This window comes from Sphingorhabdus profundilacus, assembly GCF_009769755.1.
In the GTDB taxonomy this organism is placed as follows: domain Bacteria; phylum Pseudomonadota; class Alphaproteobacteria; order Sphingomonadales; family Sphingomonadaceae; genus Sphingorhabdus_B; species Sphingorhabdus_B profundilacus.
Map to the genome: position 1 here is coordinate 1,040,241 of NZ_SDWJ01000002.1, position 17,802 is coordinate 1,058,042.

Annotated in this window: 21 protein-coding genes; 10 read left to right on the top strand and 11 right to left on the bottom strand. The window is 55.4% G+C overall.

Annotation, left to right across the window (positions count from 1 at the left end):
* Position 1: 1 nt before the first annotated feature.
* Positions 2–1,558, bottom strand: a complete 1,557-nt coding sequence (locus tag EUU23_RS12765; RefSeq protein WP_160354454.1) for a hypothetical protein — start codon at positions 1,556–1,558, stop codon at positions 2–4.
* Positions 1,559–1,654: 96 nt separating this feature from the next.
* On the opposite strand from EUU23_RS12765, the gene EUU23_RS12770 reads away from it, so the two are divergent.
* Positions 1,655–2,680 (top strand): D-alanine--D-alanine ligase family protein, encoded by a 1,026-nt coding sequence (locus tag EUU23_RS12770; protein ID WP_160354455.1) that lies wholly within the window; start codon positions 1,655–1,657, stop codon positions 2,678–2,680.
* A 15-nt stretch (positions 2,681–2,695) separates the two neighbouring features.
* Here the strand turns inward: EUU23_RS12770 and rpoN are convergent, their stop codons facing one another.
* The 5 genes from rpoN to EUU23_RS12795 all read right to left on the bottom strand — a co-directional run bounded on the left by rpoN (position 2,696) and on the right by EUU23_RS12795 (position 6,936).
* Positions 2,696–4,186: an RNA polymerase factor sigma-54 gene (gene rpoN, locus EUU23_RS12775; RefSeq protein ID WP_160354456.1), complete on the bottom strand. Its 1,491-nt coding sequence runs from the start codon at positions 4,184–4,186 to the stop codon at positions 2,696–2,698.
* A gap of 52 nt (positions 4,187–4,238) precedes the next feature.
* Positions 4,239–5,009 carry an LPS export ABC transporter ATP-binding protein gene (gene lptB, locus EUU23_RS12780; RefSeq protein ID WP_246156453.1) on the bottom strand — a complete coding sequence of 257 codons (771 nt, stop codon included), beginning with the start codon at positions 5,007–5,009 and terminating at the stop codon, positions 4,239–4,241.
* Positions 5,010–5,129: 120 nt separating this feature from the next.
* A complete protein-coding gene (locus tag EUU23_RS12785; RefSeq protein ID WP_160354458.1) occupies positions 5,130–5,657 on the bottom strand; it encodes an LptA/OstA family protein in 528 nt (175 codons plus the stop codon).
* Between the two features lie 7 nt (positions 5,658–5,664).
* On the bottom strand, positions 5,665–6,204 hold the full coding sequence (gene lptC, locus EUU23_RS12790) for an LPS export ABC transporter periplasmic protein LptC (RefSeq protein WP_343032723.1): 540 nt from the start codon (positions 6,202–6,204) through the stop codon (positions 5,665–5,667).
* A gap of 114 nt (positions 6,205–6,318) precedes the next feature.
* Positions 6,319–6,936, bottom strand: coding sequence for a ribonuclease D (locus EUU23_RS12795; RefSeq protein WP_160354460.1), 618 nt, complete (start codon positions 6,934–6,936; stop codon positions 6,319–6,321).
* 217 nt (positions 6,937–7,153) lie between these two features.
* Here EUU23_RS12795 and EUU23_RS14310 point away from each other — a divergent pair, with 217 nt between their 5' ends.
* Entirely contained in the window at positions 7,154–7,930 is a 777-nt protein-coding gene (locus EUU23_RS14310) for a cold-shock protein (protein ID WP_160354461.1), read from the top strand.
* 59 nt (positions 7,931–7,989) lie between these two features.
* Here EUU23_RS14310 and EUU23_RS12805 read toward each other — a convergent pair whose 3' ends face one another.
* From EUU23_RS12805 to EUU23_RS12815, 3 genes are all read right to left on the bottom strand, one after another.
* A complete protein-coding gene (locus EUU23_RS12805; RefSeq protein WP_160354462.1) occupies positions 7,990–8,454 on the bottom strand; it encodes a Dps family protein in 465 nt (154 codons plus the stop codon).
* 98 nt (positions 8,455–8,552) lie between these two features.
* Positions 8,553–9,119: a TMEM165/GDT1 family protein gene (locus EUU23_RS12810; RefSeq protein WP_160354463.1), complete on the bottom strand. Its 567-nt coding sequence runs from the start codon at positions 9,117–9,119 to the stop codon at positions 8,553–8,555.
* A 30-nt stretch (positions 9,120–9,149) separates the two neighbouring features.
* Positions 9,150–9,485, bottom strand: a complete 336-nt coding sequence (locus tag EUU23_RS12815; RefSeq protein ID WP_160354464.1) for a hypothetical protein — start codon at positions 9,483–9,485, stop codon at positions 9,150–9,152.
* Between the two features lie 246 nt (positions 9,486–9,731).
* On the opposite strand from EUU23_RS12815, the gene rpmG reads away from it, so the two are divergent.
* Positions 9,732–9,899 carry a 50S ribosomal protein L33 gene (gene rpmG, locus EUU23_RS12820; RefSeq protein ID WP_125229418.1) on the top strand — a complete coding sequence of 56 codons (168 nt, stop codon included), beginning with the start codon at positions 9,732–9,734 and terminating at the stop codon, positions 9,897–9,899.
* A 28-nt stretch (positions 9,900–9,927) separates the two neighbouring features.
* Here the strand turns inward: rpmG and EUU23_RS12825 are convergent, their stop codons facing one another.
* A complete protein-coding gene (locus EUU23_RS12825) occupies positions 9,928–10,884 on the bottom strand; it encodes a homocysteine S-methyltransferase family protein (protein WP_160354465.1) in 957 nt (318 codons plus the stop codon).
* 83 nt (positions 10,885–10,967) lie between these two features.
* On the bottom strand, positions 10,968–11,333 hold the full coding sequence (locus EUU23_RS12830; RefSeq protein ID WP_160354466.1) for a response regulator: 366 nt from the start codon (positions 11,331–11,333) through the stop codon (positions 10,968–10,970).
* Between the two features lie 53 nt (positions 11,334–11,386).
* Here EUU23_RS12830 and EUU23_RS12835 point away from each other — a divergent pair, with 53 nt between their 5' ends.
* The 7 genes from EUU23_RS12835 to EUU23_RS12865 all read left to right on the top strand — a co-directional run bounded on the left by EUU23_RS12835 (position 11,387) and on the right by EUU23_RS12865 (position 17,776).
* Positions 11,387–11,656, top strand: a complete 270-nt coding sequence (locus EUU23_RS12835; RefSeq protein WP_160354467.1) for a DUF3572 family protein — start codon at positions 11,387–11,389, stop codon at positions 11,654–11,656.
* Entirely contained in the window at positions 11,653–12,300 is a 648-nt protein-coding gene (locus tag EUU23_RS12840) for an HAD family hydrolase (RefSeq protein ID WP_160354468.1), read from the top strand. The genes EUU23_RS12835 and EUU23_RS12840 overlap by 4 nt, the downstream gene beginning before the upstream one ends.
* Positions 12,294–12,758 carry an Atu1372/SO_1960 family protein gene (locus EUU23_RS12845; protein WP_160354755.1) on the top strand — a complete coding sequence of 155 codons (465 nt, stop codon included), beginning with the start codon at positions 12,294–12,296 and terminating at the stop codon, positions 12,756–12,758. The genes EUU23_RS12840 and EUU23_RS12845 overlap by 7 nt, the downstream gene beginning before the upstream one ends.
* Before the next feature lie 108 nt (positions 12,759–12,866).
* Positions 12,867–13,997, top strand: a complete 1,131-nt coding sequence (locus tag EUU23_RS12850) for a GNAT family N-acetyltransferase (RefSeq protein ID WP_160354469.1) — start codon at positions 12,867–12,869, stop codon at positions 13,995–13,997.
* 152 nt (positions 13,998–14,149) lie between these two features.
* Positions 14,150–15,361 carry an acyl-CoA dehydrogenase family protein gene (locus EUU23_RS12855; RefSeq protein ID WP_160354470.1) on the top strand — a complete coding sequence of 404 codons (1,212 nt, stop codon included), beginning with the start codon at positions 14,150–14,152 and terminating at the stop codon, positions 15,359–15,361.
* A gap of 124 nt (positions 15,362–15,485) precedes the next feature.
* Positions 15,486–16,244: a crotonase/enoyl-CoA hydratase family protein gene (locus EUU23_RS12860; RefSeq protein ID WP_160354471.1), complete on the top strand. Its 759-nt coding sequence runs from the start codon at positions 15,486–15,488 to the stop codon at positions 16,242–16,244.
* Between the two features lie 2 nt (positions 16,245–16,246).
* Entirely contained in the window at positions 16,247–17,776 is a 1,530-nt protein-coding gene (locus EUU23_RS12865) for an acyl-CoA synthetase (protein ID WP_160354472.1), read from the top strand.
* The last annotated feature ends 26 nt before the right edge of the window (positions 17,777–17,802 follow it).

Below are 17,802 nucleotides of genomic sequence, written 5' to 3' on the forward strand. Positions count from 1 at the left end.
CTTAGCCCAGCGTCGCAATAACCAATCGAATTTTCGCCGCAATCCTCTCAATATCGGCGGTAAACCGCTCGACCAGCCGGTCGGCATCCAGGCCGATCATTTCAAAGACTTGCGGAGCTGAAAGCGATAGGCGCAACGTCGGTGCCCATTCACCAATATTGTCTTTCAAACATTTGACCGGCTGACCTAAATGACAGATTTCAGAGGCTATCAAGCATTCGCGTGGGAGCGAAAACCGGTCTGTCATATCGGTATAAAGACCGCGATACACTTCTCTGGCCTGTTCAACAGATAATGATTGGCCTGTTGTAGCTAATGGATCGGTTAATTCGATCACATAGAGCATTTTGCGGTCAAGGGGGTGGATTGGCGAGGACCCATTTTGGTGGTCGCCCGCAGCAGGATCATTCGCCGCACCCTCAATCAACCGGAACGGCATAGTATCCGCCAAAGTCCGCATGGCTTTGCCAAAAGCGAGGATCACGGCATCCACCCTATCCATCGGCATCGTGAGCAGTCTTTCCAGTTCGAACAATCCTGCTTCGAGTCTTAACAAGAGACCGAAGTTGGTCCGCATTGGCAACAGATGATCGGTATCGATCCAACCGGTTGGCATATCTCCTCTGGCAAAGAAATGGGCAAGCCCAGCCGGTGCGATACTGCCCGATTTCATCCGGGCCGATAGTCTGGCCGGAATGAGGGCCCATGCGCTAAAGGGGGGGCCGCCAATGAATTTCGACCCGGTCATAAAAATGGACGCACCACGCGCCAGATAAGCCTGAATGGTATCGGGCGAAATCCGGCCCTGACATGCATCCACGACCAAATCGACCGCATCCCCATGCACCGAAATCAATTTGTCTATCGCGGACAAACTAGGTGTTACAATTCCGGTTTTTGACCGATGGATGATGTGGACCAGCGGACGTTTGCCTTTGGCGATGATTTCACTTGCGGCTTTAAGAAGCATTTGGGCATATTCATCGTCCTGTCGGACAGGGCCATCGTCCGTTCGGGTTTTCAGGGTCTCGACCGAAATCAAGTCCGCATCGAAACCGGGCAGATGTGCACCTTTTACAACATCCAACCCAAGGGCTGTGCGCGCAGCGAAATATTGCCCAGCTTGCGAAAACAGGCATCCGCTTCCGACTTCATCCACTTCGACAACGACATTTGTTACCCGCTGCCCGCTTTGCAACGCTATTGCCAGCGCAAGATATTCAAGATCAGTGCCCGATGCACCAAATGCGACATCAACATCCGCGGCAAGGCTGTAAACCCGCCGGATTCTGCCGCGCGCATTACGCAGAAATCTGGTATATGCAGCGTCTTCACTTTCGCCATTGGCGACCGCCAATCGCAATTGATGGTGAACTGCATGGGCATGGGCATAAGCAGGCGCCGATATCGAACTGGCGGTTGAGGAAGAATAGCTGATCGCCCGAACCGGCTCAGGCGCGCATCCATAGCTGTTCAGACCGCTTTGTTCATCAAGAGTGATCCGGTCGTCGCCGCCTGCACTCATCAATGTTGCCGTAGGTAGATCAAGCAACGACATTTCAATCCCTTCCTGCTGGTGAAACCGCCTCACATCCGCCATAATGCGGCACTACCGACCGCGCATACACAAAACAGCCCAGAGGCCAAAGCCCCTATGCCAATTGAAATAATTTCCCCGCCGCGCAAGCTGACCATTCCGGCGCGATACCGTGACACGATAAAATTGCTTTTCATCGCAAAGCATGCGTTGGGCGACGGCTCGCGTGATACGGTTGATGGCGATCATGCCGTCTATCATCGCGAAGTGCGCGACGTACTGGAAAGCCTCGGGCTCAACGTCACAGCCGCGAACAGCCCCGAAATATTGTTTAACAAGCCCGACGTTGATTTTGTATTCTCGTTGTTGAACCGCGGCGGATATCTTAACAGTGAATTGATGATGCCCACTTTGTGTACGCGCCTTGGGGTTCCTTATTTGGGGGCAACGCCGATTTTGCGCGGCCTGTCAGATGACAAACATCTGATGAAGATGGCAGCGCGGGCAAGGGGTGTGCCGACTGCTGATTCTGCCATTTTTCGCAGGAATGCACCTATTGATCCGATTACTGATTGGTCGGCCGAGCGCTATGTTGTGAAACCGAACGCATCCTCGGCCAGTTGGGGTGTTTCTGCGGAAAATGACTGGGCAGGCGTCAAAAACGCAATCGTACAATTGCATGCAGATGGGCATGATGCACTGGTTGAACCGTTTCTCTCGGGAATAGATGTCGAACTGCCAGTAATTGGTGCACGCAAGGCGCAGTTTTTACCACTGATGCGTTTCGACCATGACACCGAGGTGCTGCGAACTTATGCTGAAAAGCGCGGGTTTGAATCATCAGAAGCCAAGTTGGTGCAGGAAACAGACCCTGACTTCATTGCCAAGGTGCAGGAATTGACCAGCAAATTATTGCCGGAATTGTGGCCATTTGACTATGGCCGGTTCGAGTTCAGGCTTAACCCCGCAACCGGCGAAATCAATTTCCTTGAAGTCAATCTCCAGTGCAATATCTGGTCGCAGCGGGTGATTGGCAGGGCGGCTGTGATTGCCGGTATCAGCTATCCCGAATTGTTGGAGACAATCCTTGCCGGGGCGATGGCAAGGCAGGGCGTGATCGAACTGGATGACCAGGATTGGTAACCCCCTAATTCTTCGCTAACGGCCCATTTTCTTCTGGCGCCGTCGCTGGACCGAAGACCCTATGCCCATGGCTTCGCGATATTTTGCAACAGTCCGCCGCGCGATGTCGAAGCCTTTGGCACTCAGCAAATCGACCAGAGTATCGTCTGACAATATCTTGGCCCCTTCGCCATCTATCAGCGACTTGATGTGGCTTTTGACAGCTTCGGCCGAGGCACCGTCCCCGTCGGCGGACTGCACGCCGGATGAGAAAAAATATTTGAGGTCAAATAACCCGCGCCCACAATGCAGATATTTATTGCTGGTTACCCGGCTGACGGTCGATTCATGCATTTCGATGGCATCGGCGACCTGGCGCAGGGTGAGCGGCCGCAGGTACGCAACGCCGCCGCGAAAGAAACCGTCTTGCTGCTTCACTATTTCGGTGGCCACCTTGACGATGGTGCGCTGCCGCTGATCCATAGCTTTAATCAGCCAATTGGCATCCGCCATACAGTCATTGATCCAGGCCTTTGTCGTCTTGTCTTTTCCCAGTTCGGCAACATATGTCCGGTTTATCAGCAAGCGGGGCAGGTTCGCGCTGTTCAGTTCAATGGCCCATCCCGCCCCGCGCGCGGTTACAAAGATATCGGGCGTCACCGAAACATTGTCCTCGCTTTCAAAACGACAGCCAGGTTTTGGGTCATAGCTTCGCAATTCGATCATCATGTCGCGCAAATCTTCGTCGTCGACACGGCACATGCGTTTTAGCTGGTCGAAAGCGCCCTTGGCTACCAGGTCAAGATTGTTGATCAGCTTTGCCATGCAAGGGTCATATCGGTCTGCTTCCCGGGCTTGCAGCATGATACATTCCGCAAGATCGCGTGCGCCAACACCGGTGGGGTCGAACCTGTGGACTTCGGCCAGCGCTTCTTCCATATCCGCCATGGAAACGCCGAGCCGGTGTGCCATGCCAAGCAGATCAGCGCCCAGATAGCCTGTGGGTTCAATCTGTTCGATAATCTGCTGCGCCAGAAATAGCAGGCGGCCTGAAAGGCTGGCCCCGGCCTGCGCCATCAGATGTTCGCGAAGGCTGATATCGGCGGCGGCGAAACTGTCGAAATCGGTCCCTTCTCCGTCAAAACCGCCCGCCATGCTTCGGCCCGAAATGCCAAGCATACCATCCGCACCGCCAACGCTGTCGGAGACACCATCATGGTGAAAAGTCTCGGCACCAAAATCGACGTCCAATGCTTCGGACGCGGCCATATCGGTGCCCCCCAACACATCGTCGCTGCTTCGCTCGCCGCTTTGGGTGGATGGCAGGGCCGCAAAATCATCGGGCAAGGTTTCGGACGGGATTTCCGGAATGGCTGTTTCCAACACCGGGTTGCGTTCAACCTCTTCGGCGATGAAGGCTTCAATCTCCATCGACGACAGCGCCAGCAATTTTATCGCCTGTTGCAACTGCGGCGTCATCACCAGTGACTGGCTTTGGCGTAGATCGAGGCGAGGGGCTAATGCCACGGACTATTTTTTCTGCTCGGGATGGTGAGATATTGTTCCGCTACCCATCCCATTACATCGCAAAACTTTCGCCCAGATAGAGCCGCCTGACATTTGGATCGGCGACCAATGCTTCGGGCGATCCCGAAAACAGGACCTGCCCGCCATAGATGATGCAGGCGCGGTCAACGATTTCCAATGTTTCGCGGACATTGTGATCGGTAATCAGCACACCAATTCCGCGGGTTTTCAGGTCCTTGACCAAATTGCGAATATCCGAAATCGATATCGGATCAATCCCGGCAAAGGGTTCATCGAGAAGCATGATGGACGGGTTGGCGGCAAGGGCGCGGGCAATTTCGCAGCGCCTGCGTTCACCGCCGGATAACGCCATAGCAGGCGCGCTCCGCAATCGGCCCAGCCCGAATTCCTCAAGCAGTTTTTCCAGCCGTACATTGCGCGCATCTACATCAGGTTCGGCCATTTCAAGAACCGCGCCGATATTTTGTTCAACGGTCATCCCGCGAAAAATGGATGTTTCCTGCGGCAAATAGCCTAAGCCCAAAATCGCCCGCCGGTACATCGGCATAGCGGTAATGTCGGCACCGTCCAATGTGATGCGGCCGCTGTCAGGTCTGACAAGGCCCATAATCGAATAAAAGCAGGTCGTCTTTCCTGCGCCATTAGGTCCAAGAAGGCCAACAACCTCGCCCTTTGCCACCGCCAGCGAAACATCAGTCAGAACCGCGCGCTTGTCATAGCTTTTGGCAATCGAAACGACACCCAGGCCGGATTGCAGGCCTTCGGGGGTTATGGCATCGACAGTCGGTCGGTCTGCAGTCATGCTGTCCATTTCAAATCATCATCCGCGTTTATCGGGCGTTACGCGTTCAACAGCTACCCAGTCTGCGGACAACATGCAATTGGCATGATTCATGCGTGAAAATATTTATAGGCTGACGGCCTAGTTTTTCCGCTGGGGAACCGTGAATGTGCCTGATACCCGGCCGGCCGAAGCGCCTGTCCCGCCGCCGCCGCCGTTGATGGTGGATCGGCCAGAATTAAGATCGATAACCAACCGCCCTCCACTCAGCTTGTTGCTGCCCTGCACCAATTTGACATCGCCGATCAGGGTAATCAGGCTGGAATCCAAATCATAAATGGCCGCATTGCTGGTGGCGCGCAGGTCATCTTTTGTAATGATAACACCGCCGGTTGCATCCAGCCGCTGTACATCGGTGCCGCCTCCACCATTTGAATAGGCTGCGGTCAGTCTGCTTGCTTTCAGCACCAGCCCGGCCTGCGTGACGGTCACGCCGCCGGCAAGGACGACCCGGTCGGCGCGATCCTGCAATTCCATGGAGTCTGCCGTAAAATCGACGGGCGCATCGCTATTGTGGTTGCGTATCGTTTGTGCAGGCAATGCGGACGATAACAGGATCGCGGCGATGCCGACGGCGAAAATACTGGGAGGGATAGCGCGCAGGTTCATCAATATCTCACTTAACTGCATTCTGGTTGATACGCAAATGTACACCGCCATCAAGTCTTACAACCCGCGTTTCCAAATTGGCATTCAACCGGTCGGCCCGAAATGTTCCAACTTTGGTCCGACCGCTCACCGGACCAAAGCTTTGCATCGTTTTGGTTTTCAGTGACAGTTCGACATTGCTGGCGACCATATCATATCCGGTCGAATTGACGGCAAGCGGACCGGTAATACGCATCGTTTCCCTGTTGAGATTATAGGAACCGCGTTGGGCAAGTATGGACGCGGGGCCGTCATTCAAGAGGATTCGCGCGGACAATGCCGTCATGTTGAGGATCGGTTCAGCAGATGTTTTTTGCACCGCGCTTCCCGCCCGTAGCGAAAATGGCCGTCCTTTGCTGTCTTCACCGCGATACAGCGCTTCGATAAGCCGCATTCGTTCCCGCGACAGGTTGACCTCATCCTTGTTCAGAACGAAACTCAGTTCCTGTGTGCCTGTAAAAGGGCTGAATGCGAGGATAGCGACCAAAATACCAATGGTGCTGGGCAATCCTATTCGCAAAAAAACGATGAGCCTGTCATGTCGCCCACCGGGTAAAGCCCATTGCTGCCTTTGTGTGCGCTCAAGATCTGCCTGTTCCGACATAAGTTTCTAACGCCGTTTTCAACTATGCCCAAAAATATCGATTTCTGACCAGCCCGCCAGGTCTAGTGCGGCGCGATGTGGCAGAAATTCGAAACAGGCCTGCGCCAGCGCACCGCGTCCTTCACGTTCGAGGCGGACCACAAATTCGGCATGCAGTCGATGCAGATAGCGAACGTCGCTGGCGGCATAGTCCTTTTGCGCTTCGGACAGAGTTGGACCACCCCAGTCGCTGGACTGCTGCTGCTTGGATATGTCGGTTGCCAGCATTTCCTTGACCAGTTCCTTCAGCCCATGGCGGTCAGTATAGGTGCGGGTCAGACGCGACGCGATCTTGGTGCAGAATAGCGGCGTTGCGACCACATTGAGATAATGGGAAATCGCTGCGATATCGAATCGGGCAAAATGAAACAGCTTGAGGCGTGCCGGATCGGCAAGCACGGCGCGCAAATTGGGCGCAGAAAAGTCACTATCCGGTCCGAAACGCACCAAATGTTCGTCGCCATTGCCGTCCGAGATCTGAAGCAGGCAAAGCCGGTCGCGCGGCGTTATCAATCCCATGGTTTCGGTGTCGACGGCGACAGGCCCTTCGGCCAGAACGCCTTGGGGCAAGTCTTCTTCATGCAAATATACGCTCATGCGCGAACCCTTGCCTGACTGCGTCCGCCAAGGCAATTAAAAGTGCAAATATAGTCATCGCACAGCAGCGCGTAATATTTGCTATCGCACAGTCTTTTATTGGGATATAGCCCGGGCTTGCGCGATCAGGAAGGGCCGCGCTTGTGATGTGCAGGACCGGCGCCCTCGACTGCATAGACTAGGTTGTTGTGGGCGGTGAGAAGGCAAGTACGAAGACATGGGTTTTGATCGCAAGCGTAACGGCCGGGGCCGGGACAAAAGAGACGGTTTTGGTGATGACAGCTATGATGGCTACCGGGCACCCCCTCCTTTCCAGAATGATTTTGGCGGTGGCCGCCCAAGCGGCGGCTTTGGCGCTGGTGCTGGCGGCGGCGGTGGCTTTGGTGCGCCGCGCAGGGGCCCTGGTGGACCCCCAATGCCTGCACAGGTCATTGGTTCCGGCAAAGGAATAGTCAAATTTTTCAACGGGCAAAAGGGATTCGGCTTCATTCAAGTCGATGACCGTCCCGACGATGTGTTTGTTCACATCAGCGCGGTTGAACAGGCCGGTCTAAGCGGTTTGGCAGAAGGCCAGCCCCTTGAATTCACACTCGTCGATCGTGGTGGCAAGGTATCTGCGACCGATCTGGTCATTGATGGCGAGCCTATTGCCGTTCCCGAACGCGCACCGCGTCCGGAACGCAGTTTCGACCGTGACCGTCCCCCGCGTGAAGGCGGTGGGTTCCGTGGTGGTGACCGTGATTCGGCCCCACGCGGACCGCAGCGCGAATCGACCGGCGAACGCGCCAACGGAACAGTGAAATTCTTCAACGACATGAAGGGTTTTGGTTTCGTGCAACGTGATGACGGCGGCGAAGACGTGTTTGTGCACATTTCCGCACTCGAACGTTCGGGCATGGGTCAGGTGACACAGGGCGACCGCTTGGCATTCGATATCGAAATCGACCGCCGCGGCAAATATTCGGCTACGAATTTAAGCGCCCTGTCGGAATAAGTCGATTTGATTAGGTAAAAGGGCGGGTGAAGCAGATGGCTTTGCCCGCCTTTTTCGTTTCAGTTTTTGCCAATGGTCGCCGCCAGGAACCAGGCGCGTTGTTCGGCCTGATCTGTCCAGTCGTCAAGCAAACCATCGGTCGCATTGTCACCGGCATCGTCGGCCAGATCCTTTGCATCTTTCAGCGACTTGACCAGACTTTCATTGTCGGCGCGCAATTCCTTCAGCATTTTCGTGGCATCGGTTGACGTGGAATCATGATCCTTGATTCGCTGCTTACCGGCAATCGCACCGATTGATGTCAGCGTATCTTGCCCCAGCTTGCGAACGCGTTCGGCCACAAGGTCGGTGGTGGCGATCAATTCTGCTGCCTGTTCATCAAACAGCAAATGATACTCCCGAAAGTGCGGACCGGTTACATGCCAATGAAAATTTTTGGTTTTCAGATACAAGGCATAATAGTCCGCCAGCAGGCCATTCAGTGCATCGGCCAGCGCCTTTTTGCTGTTGTCGCCTTCTGCCATTCAAATTCTCCTTATCGGGGTGGGGATTGCCGTGATATAATTGACCCGGGCTTCCTTTGCTATCGCAGCCTATCGTCCACTCATATCGAACGGTTCACTCAAGCCAGGCCAAAAGCTTGCGTTGCCAATATAAGCCCCCAGCCCAATAGCAGCGCTCCCGATATCCAACGAATGGGTTTGAGCGGGACGACCTGTGCAAGGCGCGCCCGCAACAGTATTGCAGGAATCGTGGCGGCCATGATGCCCACAAAACCACCGGCCATTGCCATTCCCCAAATGGGCGTGCGCGCGCTTTGGGCGGCGATGATGAACTGGCTCTTGTCCCCGAATTCGAGAATGAACAGGCCGAGGAAAGCCGTCAGAAAAGCCGGAGTTTTCCATGTGGCCAACGGATCCACCGTTCGCCGCCACATCAACATGCCGATGCCTGCAAAAATATAGGCGAGCCCTGCAAAAAGCTTCAAGGGGGTTTCGCTAATCCACTGATCGATGACCGAGCCGCCAAGTGCCGAAAATATGCAGTTCAGGAGGGTCGCACACGCCAACCCGCCGATAATCGCGCCATTCCTTCGATACCTTAGAGCCAGCACCGCCGCCAAAATCTGGGTGCGATCACCCATTTCCGCCAAAAAAACAGAGAAAAATGTCGAGAGAAGCGCGTCCATAAACTGGCTATAGCCACAATATTCAAAAGTTTAACGCGGCAATCGCACCGCGATAGAAGCCAATAGCGACTGCGTGACCGATGGGCTTAACTGCTGACACCCGATGGCATCGCCTAATATGCCGGTGAAGCTGCTCACCACCGAATCGGCTCCGCCATGTTCGATAACGCGGCTCATCGATGCTTCAAAAACACCGGCGATTTCGGCAACAGCGCTGAAATGGTGCGCGACGGCGGTTTGGCGGATCGCTTCCAGCCGGACCAGAAATTGCAAGGGGTTGGTATCAAAAGACGTCAGCCGCAGGGATTCAAGCAGATCGCTCAACTCCGCGCGAATCAGCATTTGCCGATCATGATCCATGTCCATGACTTTGCCCCTAAACCCCATATATTCGGGAACTTTGCGCCATCATGGTTAATAAGTGATGAAACTGCACGGTGCACCGTGCGTTAAGGGTGCGCCGAAGCCGATGCGGTTTGAACGAATTTAGCGTGAAGAAACGACTCAATGCTTGACTTTGCACGCACGAATCCGCAAAGGCGCGCGTCTGTGAATGGTCGGCGTTGCTGCTGCTATCATTTTTAACGAAATTCGAACACGAAGGAATGGGCCATGGCGAAGCCAGCCACGATCAAGATCAAGCTGCTCAGCACCGCTGACACAGGCTTTTTCTATGTCACCAAGAAAAACCCGCGCAACATCACCGAAAAGATGACGTTCCGCAAATATGACCCCGTCGTGCGCAAGCATGTCGAGTTCAAGGAAGCCAAAATCAAGTAAGCTTTAAACGGCTTGAATACGATATCGATCAGGGCGCTTCGGGCGCCCTTTTTGATTCGATGCAGGCTTTCGCGATGGCAGTAACATGCTGCAAATCGGTTCCGCAGCAACCGCCCAGTACCGTAATTTGAGGGAACCGCTCGACCAGCATTTTGTGCTGCGCCGCGAGATCAGCCGGATCCCCGATATCGAGTTCGGTCATCACATCGAGTTCGGCATGGCTGCAAGTCGAGGCATTCGCGCGAACACCGCGTATGCGGGCCGTCCACGATGTATTTTCCTCTAAAGACTCCGCGAAGTGGGCCGGGTGTGCACAGTTGATCATATAATAAGCCGGATAACCTTGCGTCGCTTCGTCGACCGCAGCAACCGCGTGGGCGAGCGTGTCACCAGTCGGCAAGCGGCCATCGGTTTCGACGGTGAAGCTGATCGCAACCTGCACGTGCAAAGCCTTTGCCGCCAGCGCCACGCCGGTAGCTTCCGGAATATTGGTCATGGTAATCGAGGTCATCATGTCCACGCGTGAAAACTGGAATAGGCGCGCCTGATGCGTGTGATAGGTCTGCGCCTCAACCACGCTCATGATCCGTCCAGGGTCATAGCCGTCCCCGCGCGGGCCTATACAGCCGCTGACGATGATGGGGATTGCGTAACTTAGATATTCCTCGCGAAGAGTCATCAGCATCGAAATTGCGTCTACGTTAAGCGCATCAAGCTCTGCCAGCGTCATGCCTAGCGGTTCGGCCCAATCGGGGCTTGAACGCCAGGTTGCGCTTTCGAGCACCAGCCCTGTGCCCATCCGACGAGCAAGCTCCAGAAAGCCGCGATAATACTCGTCAAGTGCATGCCGACCTTTATCGGTTTGCAGAAGCGTTATCGACGCAAAATGCGGCAGGTCGATACCCCTGTTAAACAGGATGTCGGTCTCAAGTCCGGCGTCTGTCAGGAACAGTCGGTCAAGTTGCGGAAGCGGTGCAGCGGCCATAGGCGTATCCTCCAAGCTTGCGACTTCAGAGTTTAATAAAAGAAATTGGAGGCACAGACAAGTATGGAGGCTCGTAAGCCGACCTAGCCCACAATCACCCTAACCGCCTCCAGAAACTTCATCACCGACACAGGCTTCGATAAATAGCCACGCGCGCCTGCGGCTCTGATGCGTTCTTCGTCGCCCTTTCCAGCATAAGCCGTTACGGCGAGCACCGGGACGGCGGACAATATTGCATCCTTTTGCATCGCTTCGATCAGGTCGATGCCGCTGACATGCGGTAACTGGATATCCATGATGACTAGGTCAGGCGCGAACATCCGGGCCTGTTCCAGCGCCAGCCGCCCGTCGCGCACGCCCTCGACATTGAACTGGTGCGCGCGCAAAAGGTCGGTGAACAGCTTGAGGTTCAGCTCATTGTCCTCAACAATCATCACCTTTTTCGACATTACAGCCCTTTTCCCGCTTTGCGTTCACCCGTGCCTTCGCTTAAGCGAAAGCCATGCATGAAACAAATGGCAAGTTAGACGCGTCGGGAATGGCGTTTCAGGCATTGGTCTGGGCCTTGATGGATGAAGCGCGTGCGGAGCGGCTTTTGTCGCTGACCGGACTGACGCCAGAAGGGTTGCGGACCAGCATTGCCGAACGCGGAACACAGGCGGCGATACTGACTTTTTTAGAGGCGCATGAACCCGATCTGCTGGCGTGCGCTGCGTGTATCGGGGTATCGCCGGCATTATTGGTTAAAGCGCGTGAGGAACTGGAATCATGAGTAAACCCCTGTTGATTTCAGATTGTGACGAAGTGTTGTTGCACATGATCGTGCCGTTTCGCGATTGGCTGGACGAGGCGCATCACATTCATTTTGATCTGGTGCATGGTGACTGGGGCGAAGCGTTACGGCATAAACATGATGGCACTGTTGTCGAACGGGGGCGGGTGTGGGATTTGCTGAACGGCTTTTTTGATACCGAAATGTCCCGGCAACAGGCAATTGACGGTGCGGTCGATGCGATTAACCGGCTGGGCGATGTCGCCGATGTCGTCATTCTGACCAATTTGCTGGACCATCGCGCCGAACCGCGGGCGGCGCAATTAAAGGCCGTCGGTATCGATGCGCCTGTTTATACCAATCAGGGCGGCAAGGGCGAGGCGCTGGGCCGGATATTGGAAGAATATAAACCGAGCGTGGCGGTTTTCGTCGATGATCTGGGGCATCAGCATGACTCGGTCGGGGAACATTTTCCCGACGTCTGGCGGCTGCATTTTGTCGGGGAGCCGTTATTGTGGGAACGGGTTAAATCATCGAAAGCGGCGCATGCACGGTTGGACCGATGGGCGGACGCCGAACATTGGATCAGGGAGCGACTGGTGACAGAATTGCCAGCGCCCGCATTGGAAAGGGTATCATCATGATCGACGCGAAATTGACCGAACTGGGCATCACCTTGCCCGAACCTGCGGCCCCGGTTGCGTCTTATGTGCCAACGGTTGAAGCGAACGGGATGCTGTATGTGTCGGGGCAATTGCCCTTTGTCGATGGCAAGGTGATTACCGGCAAAGTGGGCGATGCGCGCAGTTTGGCCGATGGCCAGCTCGCTGCCCGGGCATGTGGCATCATGCTGATCGCGCAGATGAAAAAGGCGTTGGGTGGGGATCTGGACCGCGTGGAACGGATCGTCAAACTGGGCGTCTTTGTTGCGTCGACGCCTGAATTCACCGATCAACCGGAGGTCGCAAACGGCGCGTCCGACTTGATGGAGGCGGTGTTCGGCGATGCAGGAAAACATGCCCGTGCAGCGGTGTCGGTGCCTGTACTTCCCCGGGACGCGACGGTGGAAATTGACTGTGTTGTACAGGTGCGCCCGATTTAATGGCGCCCTCCATTTCCGTTCGTGTCGAGCGTAGTCGAGGCACCCGGAAGGCGCGCTCTCCCTCATGGCATCTCGACTGCGCTCGATGCGAACGGTTTTGGGCGGGCTATGCCTGAGGTCGCTGCCGAACTGTTGAACCGGGTCGGCGATGTCGCGCCTACCGCTTGGGATGCGCTCAACCCGCGCGGCAACCCTTTTGTCAGCCACGCATTCCTGTCGGCGCTGGAGGAATCGGGCAGCGTTGGTTCGGGCACGGGGTGGTCACCGGCCCCCATTCTTATCCGCGATGGTAATGACATTCCCGCAGCGGCGCTTCCTGCTTATCTGAAGACGCATAGTCAGGGCGAATATGTGTTCGACCACCACTGGGCCGATGCCTTTGAACGGGCGGGCGGACGCTATTATCCCAAGCTGCAGATTGCCGCGCCTTTTTCGCCCGTGCCTGGCCCGAGGCTTTTGATGCGTGATCCAAGTTATGCGGCGTCCCTGTTGGCGGCGGCGGAAACCTTGGTGGATCAAAATGGTCTTTCGTCAGCCCATGCGACCTTTGTCGACGAGTCCGAGCTGGACTATTATCGCGCGGCAGGCTGGCTGGTTCGCGTCGGCACACAATTCCATTGGCAAAATCGCGGCTATGGCAACTTTGACGGTTTTCTGGCGGCGCTATCGTCGCGCAAGCGCAAGGCCATCCGCAAAGAACGCGCCGCCGCGCAGGCTGCCGTGCGAATCGAGCAAATTTCGGGAACGGATATCACTGCCGAAATGTGGGACGCCTTCTGGGTTTTCTATCAGGACACCGGCGCCCGAAAATGGGGGCAGCCCTATCTCACCCGGGCTTTTTTCGACATCATTGGGGAAAGCATGAAGGACAGCATTGTCCTTTTTCTCGCCTTTGATGGCGGAAACCCCATAGCCGGAGCGTTGAACTTCGTTAGTCCGGATTGCCTTTATGGCCGCTATTGGGGGTGCACCCGTGACGTCCCTTTCCTCCATTTCGAGCTCTGCTATTATCAGGCAGTGGATTATGCGATTGCCCATGGTTTGCCGCGGGTCGAAGCAGGGGCGCAGGGCGAACACAAGCTGGCGCGGGGCTATGAACCGGTGCCTACTTACTCCGCGCATTATATCGCCAATCCGGGTTTCCGAGACGCAGTTGCTGATTTCCTGGACCGCGAAACGCAAGCGATGGAGCGTGAGATAGAATTTCTCGGCGAAATGGGGCCGTTCAAACGGGCCTGAAATGTAAAAGAGACGGGAGAGGGAGAGACGTCCCGTCGAGATTATACGAACATCTCCGCTTCTGCTGTCTCTTTTACATGATATTTTGATGCTTCGCGCTCTTGCATTCCAGTCTTTAATCGCGCAATTAAACAGCGAGAGAGGAATCAGCTATGAGCAAGCCAAGCCCCCAAGAACTCACGGATTTCGAAAAGCAGTGCGACGCCTGGTTCGCCGCAAATACGGTGCGCGACCCCGGTTTCATGCTGCCGCTGACATTCATGGAAGTGTCGACCGACCGGCAGTTCGACTTTCTGCGCGAATGGCAGCGCAAGGTATATGAGGCTGGCTATTTCGGGATGAGCTGGCCCACCGAATATGGCGGCTATGGCATGCACCCGGAATATCAGCGGATCGCCACGCGGATTATGAAAACGCATGATGCGCCGATCATGATCAATGCGATTGCGAATGGGTGGACCGGGCCGCTGTTGCTTGACATCGGCCGTGAAGAGGACAAGCGGCGCTATATCAAGCCGATGCTGAGTGCCGAGGAAATCTGGTGCCAGGGATTTTCAGAACCAGAGCATGGATCGGACCTTGGATCGGCGCAGACCAAGGCGGTGCGTGATGGCGATGATTATGTCATCAACGGATCGAAAATCTGGACTTCGCTGGGTGATCGCGCGGACTATATGATCCTGCTGGCGCGGACGTCGAATGATGGCCCCAGCAAATATGCAGGGCTCAGCTTTTTCCTCGCTCCGATGAAGATTCCGGGCGTCGAAACGCGGCGGCTGAAAAAACTGACGGGTGAATATGGCTTTACCCAATGCTTCTTTACCGATGCACGGATTCCGGCTTCAGGTCTTGTCGGTGAAGAAGGGCAAGGCTGGATGGTCGCCATGAAAACGCTGGAATATGAGCGCGGCGCAAAGGTCAATCCGGTCGGCGGATATTTCGTCAAGGAAATGGACGTGATGAGCGTTGTCGACATGGCGCGCACGGCAAAGCGCGGCGGGAAACCGGTGCTGGACGATCCAGTGATGCGCGACAGGCTGGTTGACTATATGATCGAAATCCAGGCGCTCAATCTTAATAACCAGCGCCGCCGGATGGCCCCGTTGACCAGCGACCGGCCGATGGGCCTGGCTTTGATGAACAAGCTGGCGCGGACCGAATTGATCCGCGAACTGACCGAATTTTCATTACAATTTCAGGGCAGCCGAGCAGGCTATTATGTCGGCGATGAAAACGCGGTCGACGATGGCTATTGGCACCGCGCCTATCTCAACAGCTTTTCCGCAACCATTGGTGGCGGGACCAGTCAGATCCAAAAGAACATCATCGGCGAACATGTACTTGGGTTGCCCAAGGGGCGGTGATGCCGCGCTACCTCACCCGTTCGTGTCGAGCTCAGTCGAGACACCCGTCCGTCATGCGCGCCTTAACGGTGTCTCGACGATGCTCGACACGAACGGGAAACGTGGCTGAAGTGAAAGGAATGCAATGAGCGAAGTCCTAACCCAGACGCAGGACGGCGTCCTGATTATTACGATCAACCGGCCCGAAGCGAAAAATGCGGTCAATCAGGCGGTGGCGCAAGGGGTCGCGGCCGCTATGGAACAACTCGATGGCGACAAAAGCCTGAATGCGGGAATAATAACGGGCGCTGGCGGGACATTTTGTTCAGGCATGGATCTGAAGGCATTTTTGCGTGGCGAATTGCCTAGCATCAAGGGCAAGGGCTTTGCCGGATTTATCGAATCCCCGCCTGGCAAGCCGCTGATCGGCGCAGTCGAGGGCTATGCTTTGGCAGGGGGCATGGAAATCGCCATTGCGTGCGATCTGTTGGTGGCCAACGAAAAGGCCCAATTTGGTATCCCCGAAGTCAAGCGCAGCTTGGTTGCGGCGGCCGGTGGCCTGTTGACGCTGCCGTCAATTATCGGCAAACGTATGGCTATGGAACTGGCGCTTACCGGTGACTTTATTTCTGCCCAGCGGGCTTATGAAATCGGTTTTGTTAACCGGCTGACCGAAGGCGCGGCCATCGATGCCGCTTTGGAGTTGGCGGCAAAGGTGGCGGCAAACGGGCCTCTGGCGTTGATTGCTACCAAGCGTGTTATCAATGAACGACCGGACTGGACATCGACCGAAATGTGGAAGAAGCAGAACGAAATCTGCGGGCCGGTCTTCACGTCAAAAGATTCGCGTGAAGGCGCTCTGGCCTTTGCAGAGAAACGCAAACCTAATTGGTTAGGGGAGTAATCATGGGGCATCCCGTCGTCCATGCTGCTGCGAATCCCGATAAACCCGCTGTCATCATGGCGGAATCGGGCGAAACGATCAGCTATCGTGAACTGGATGAACGATCAAACCAATGCGCGCACCTGTTCCGCTCGATTGGGTTGCAGCAGGGCGATACGGTTGCATTTTGCCTCGATAACCGGGCGGAGTTTTTCGATCTGGTGTGGGGCGCGCAGCGGGCCGGTCTGATCTATGTTGCGATCAGTTGTCGCCTGACGGCATCGGAAATGGATTATATCCTGAAAGACAGCGGGTCAAAGGCGTTGTTCGCATCCTCCTATCTCGGTGCGACGCTGGATCAACTGCAAAGCCCGGTAAAGCGGTATATATTGGGCGGCGACCAAGCCGGTTGGACAGATTATGCCGCTGCTGTGTCGACTATGCCGACCACGCCGATTGCCGACGAGCGGGCAGGCACGGATATGCTTTACAGTTCGGGAACGACGGGGCAGCCCAAAGGCGTGCGCTTCCCATTGCCCGACGACCCCGATATTGCATCCCCGAACGCACTGTCGGGACTTGCCGCGATGGCATTTCGTTTTTCAGGCGACAGCATCTATCTTTCGCCTGCGCCGCTATATCATGCAGCGCCATTGCGGTGGTGCGTTTCGGTGCATCGGCTCGGTGGAACCGTAGTCGTCATGGAAAAATTCGACCCCGAAGCCGCGTTGGCCGCAATCCAGAAATATAAGATAAGCGCCAGCCAATGGGTACCGACGCATTTTGCCCGCATGCTCAAACTGCCGGAGGATGTGCGGAACAAATATGATGTCTCAACCTTGGAAACCGCGGTTCATGCAGCCGCGCCTTGCCCCGTGCCGATCAAGGAGGCGATGATTGACTGGTGGGGGCCTGTCTTGCGCGAATATTATGCCGGGACCGAAGGGCAGGGGATCACTTTCATTTCAAGCGAAGAGTGGTTGACCCATAAAGGGTCGGTAGGTCGCGCGCTCAATTCGATCATGCATATTTGCGACGAAAATGGCGATGACGTGCCGGTGGGTCAGGAAGGCACTGTCTTTTTCGAAAGCGAAGCGTCGTTCAGCTACCATAATGACCCTGAAAAAACGAAGAGCGCCACGAACAAATATGGCTGGACAACATTGGGCGATGTTGGCCGGTTGGATGAGGAAGGCTATCTTTACCTGACCGACCGCAAGAGTTTCATGATTATATCTGGCGGCGTGAATATCTATCCGCAGGAAATCGAAAATCATCTGGTCGCCCACCCCAAGGTTCGGGACGTCGCGGTAATCGGCGGGCCGCATGAGGAAATGGGTGAAGAAGTGATCGCGGTTGTCCAACCGCTCGACATGGCAGATGCAGGTGATGCCTTGCGTGACGAATTGACCGCTTATGCCCGTGAAAAGCTATCGGGCATCAAAATTCCGCGCCGTATCGATTTTCGCGATGAATTGCCGCGCCATGATACCGGCAAGCTTTACAAGCGTTTGTTGCGTGATGAGTATTGGGCGACACAGAACAAAGCCTAGTTTCGGTATTCCCGCAATATGATGAT

Bases quoted from the DNA above. Each gene is read 5' to 3' on its own strand.
- EUU23_RS12770 (WP_160354455.1), top strand. From the start codon at position 1,655: ATGCCAATTGAAATAATTTCCCCGCCGCGCAAGCTGACCATTCCGGCG.
- EUU23_RS12855 (WP_160354470.1), top strand. From the start codon at position 14,150: ATGAGCAAGCCAAGCCCCCAAGAACTCACGGATTTCGAAAAGCAGTGC.
- EUU23_RS12815 (WP_160354464.1), bottom strand. From the start codon at position 9,485: ATGGACATGGATCATGATCGGCAAATGCTGATTCGCGCGGAGTTGAGC.
- lptB (WP_246156453.1), bottom strand. From the start codon at position 5,009: ATGACTGCAGACCGACCGACTGTCGATGCCATAACCCCCGAAGGCCTG.
- rpmG (WP_125229418.1), top strand. From the start codon at position 9,732: ATGGCGAAGCCAGCCACGATCAAGATCAAGCTGCTCAGCACCGCTGAC.
- EUU23_RS12825 (WP_160354465.1), bottom strand. From the start codon at position 10,884: ATGGCCGCTGCACCGCTTCCGCAACTTGACCGACTGTTCCTGACAGAC.
- EUU23_RS12785 (WP_160354458.1), bottom strand. From the start codon at position 5,657: ATGAACCTGCGCGCTATCCCTCCCAGTATTTTCGCCGTCGGCATCGCC.
- EUU23_RS14310 (WP_160354461.1), top strand. From the start codon at position 7,154: ATGGGTTTTGATCGCAAGCGTAACGGCCGGGGCCGGGACAAAAGAGAC.
- EUU23_RS12840 (WP_160354468.1), top strand. From the start codon at position 11,653: ATGAGTAAACCCCTGTTGATTTCAGATTGTGACGAAGTGTTGTTGCAC.
- EUU23_RS12850 (WP_160354469.1), top strand. From the start codon at position 12,867: ATGCCTGAGGTCGCTGCCGAACTGTTGAACCGGGTCGGCGATGTCGCG.
- EUU23_RS12765 (WP_160354454.1), bottom strand. From the start codon at position 1,558: ATGTCGTTGCTTGATCTACCTACGGCAACATTGATGAGTGCAGGCGGC.
- EUU23_RS12805 (WP_160354462.1), bottom strand. From the start codon at position 8,454: ATGGCAGAAGGCGACAACAGCAAAAAGGCGCTGGCCGATGCACTGAAT.
- EUU23_RS12835 (WP_160354467.1), top strand. From the start codon at position 11,387: ATGCATGAAACAAATGGCAAGTTAGACGCGTCGGGAATGGCGTTTCAG.
- EUU23_RS12795 (WP_160354460.1), bottom strand. From the start codon at position 6,936: ATGAGCGTATATTTGCATGAAGAAGACTTGCCCCAAGGCGTTCTGGCC.
- EUU23_RS12830 (WP_160354466.1), bottom strand. From the start codon at position 11,333: ATGTCGAAAAAGGTGATGATTGTTGAGGACAATGAGCTGAACCTCAAG.
- EUU23_RS12860 (WP_160354471.1), top strand. From the start codon at position 15,486: ATGAGCGAAGTCCTAACCCAGACGCAGGACGGCGTCCTGATTATTACG.
- EUU23_RS12810 (WP_160354463.1), bottom strand. From the start codon at position 9,119: ATGGACGCGCTTCTCTCGACATTTTTCTCTGTTTTTTTGGCGGAAATG.
- EUU23_RS12865 (WP_160354472.1), top strand. From the start codon at position 16,247: ATGGGGCATCCCGTCGTCCATGCTGCTGCGAATCCCGATAAACCCGCT.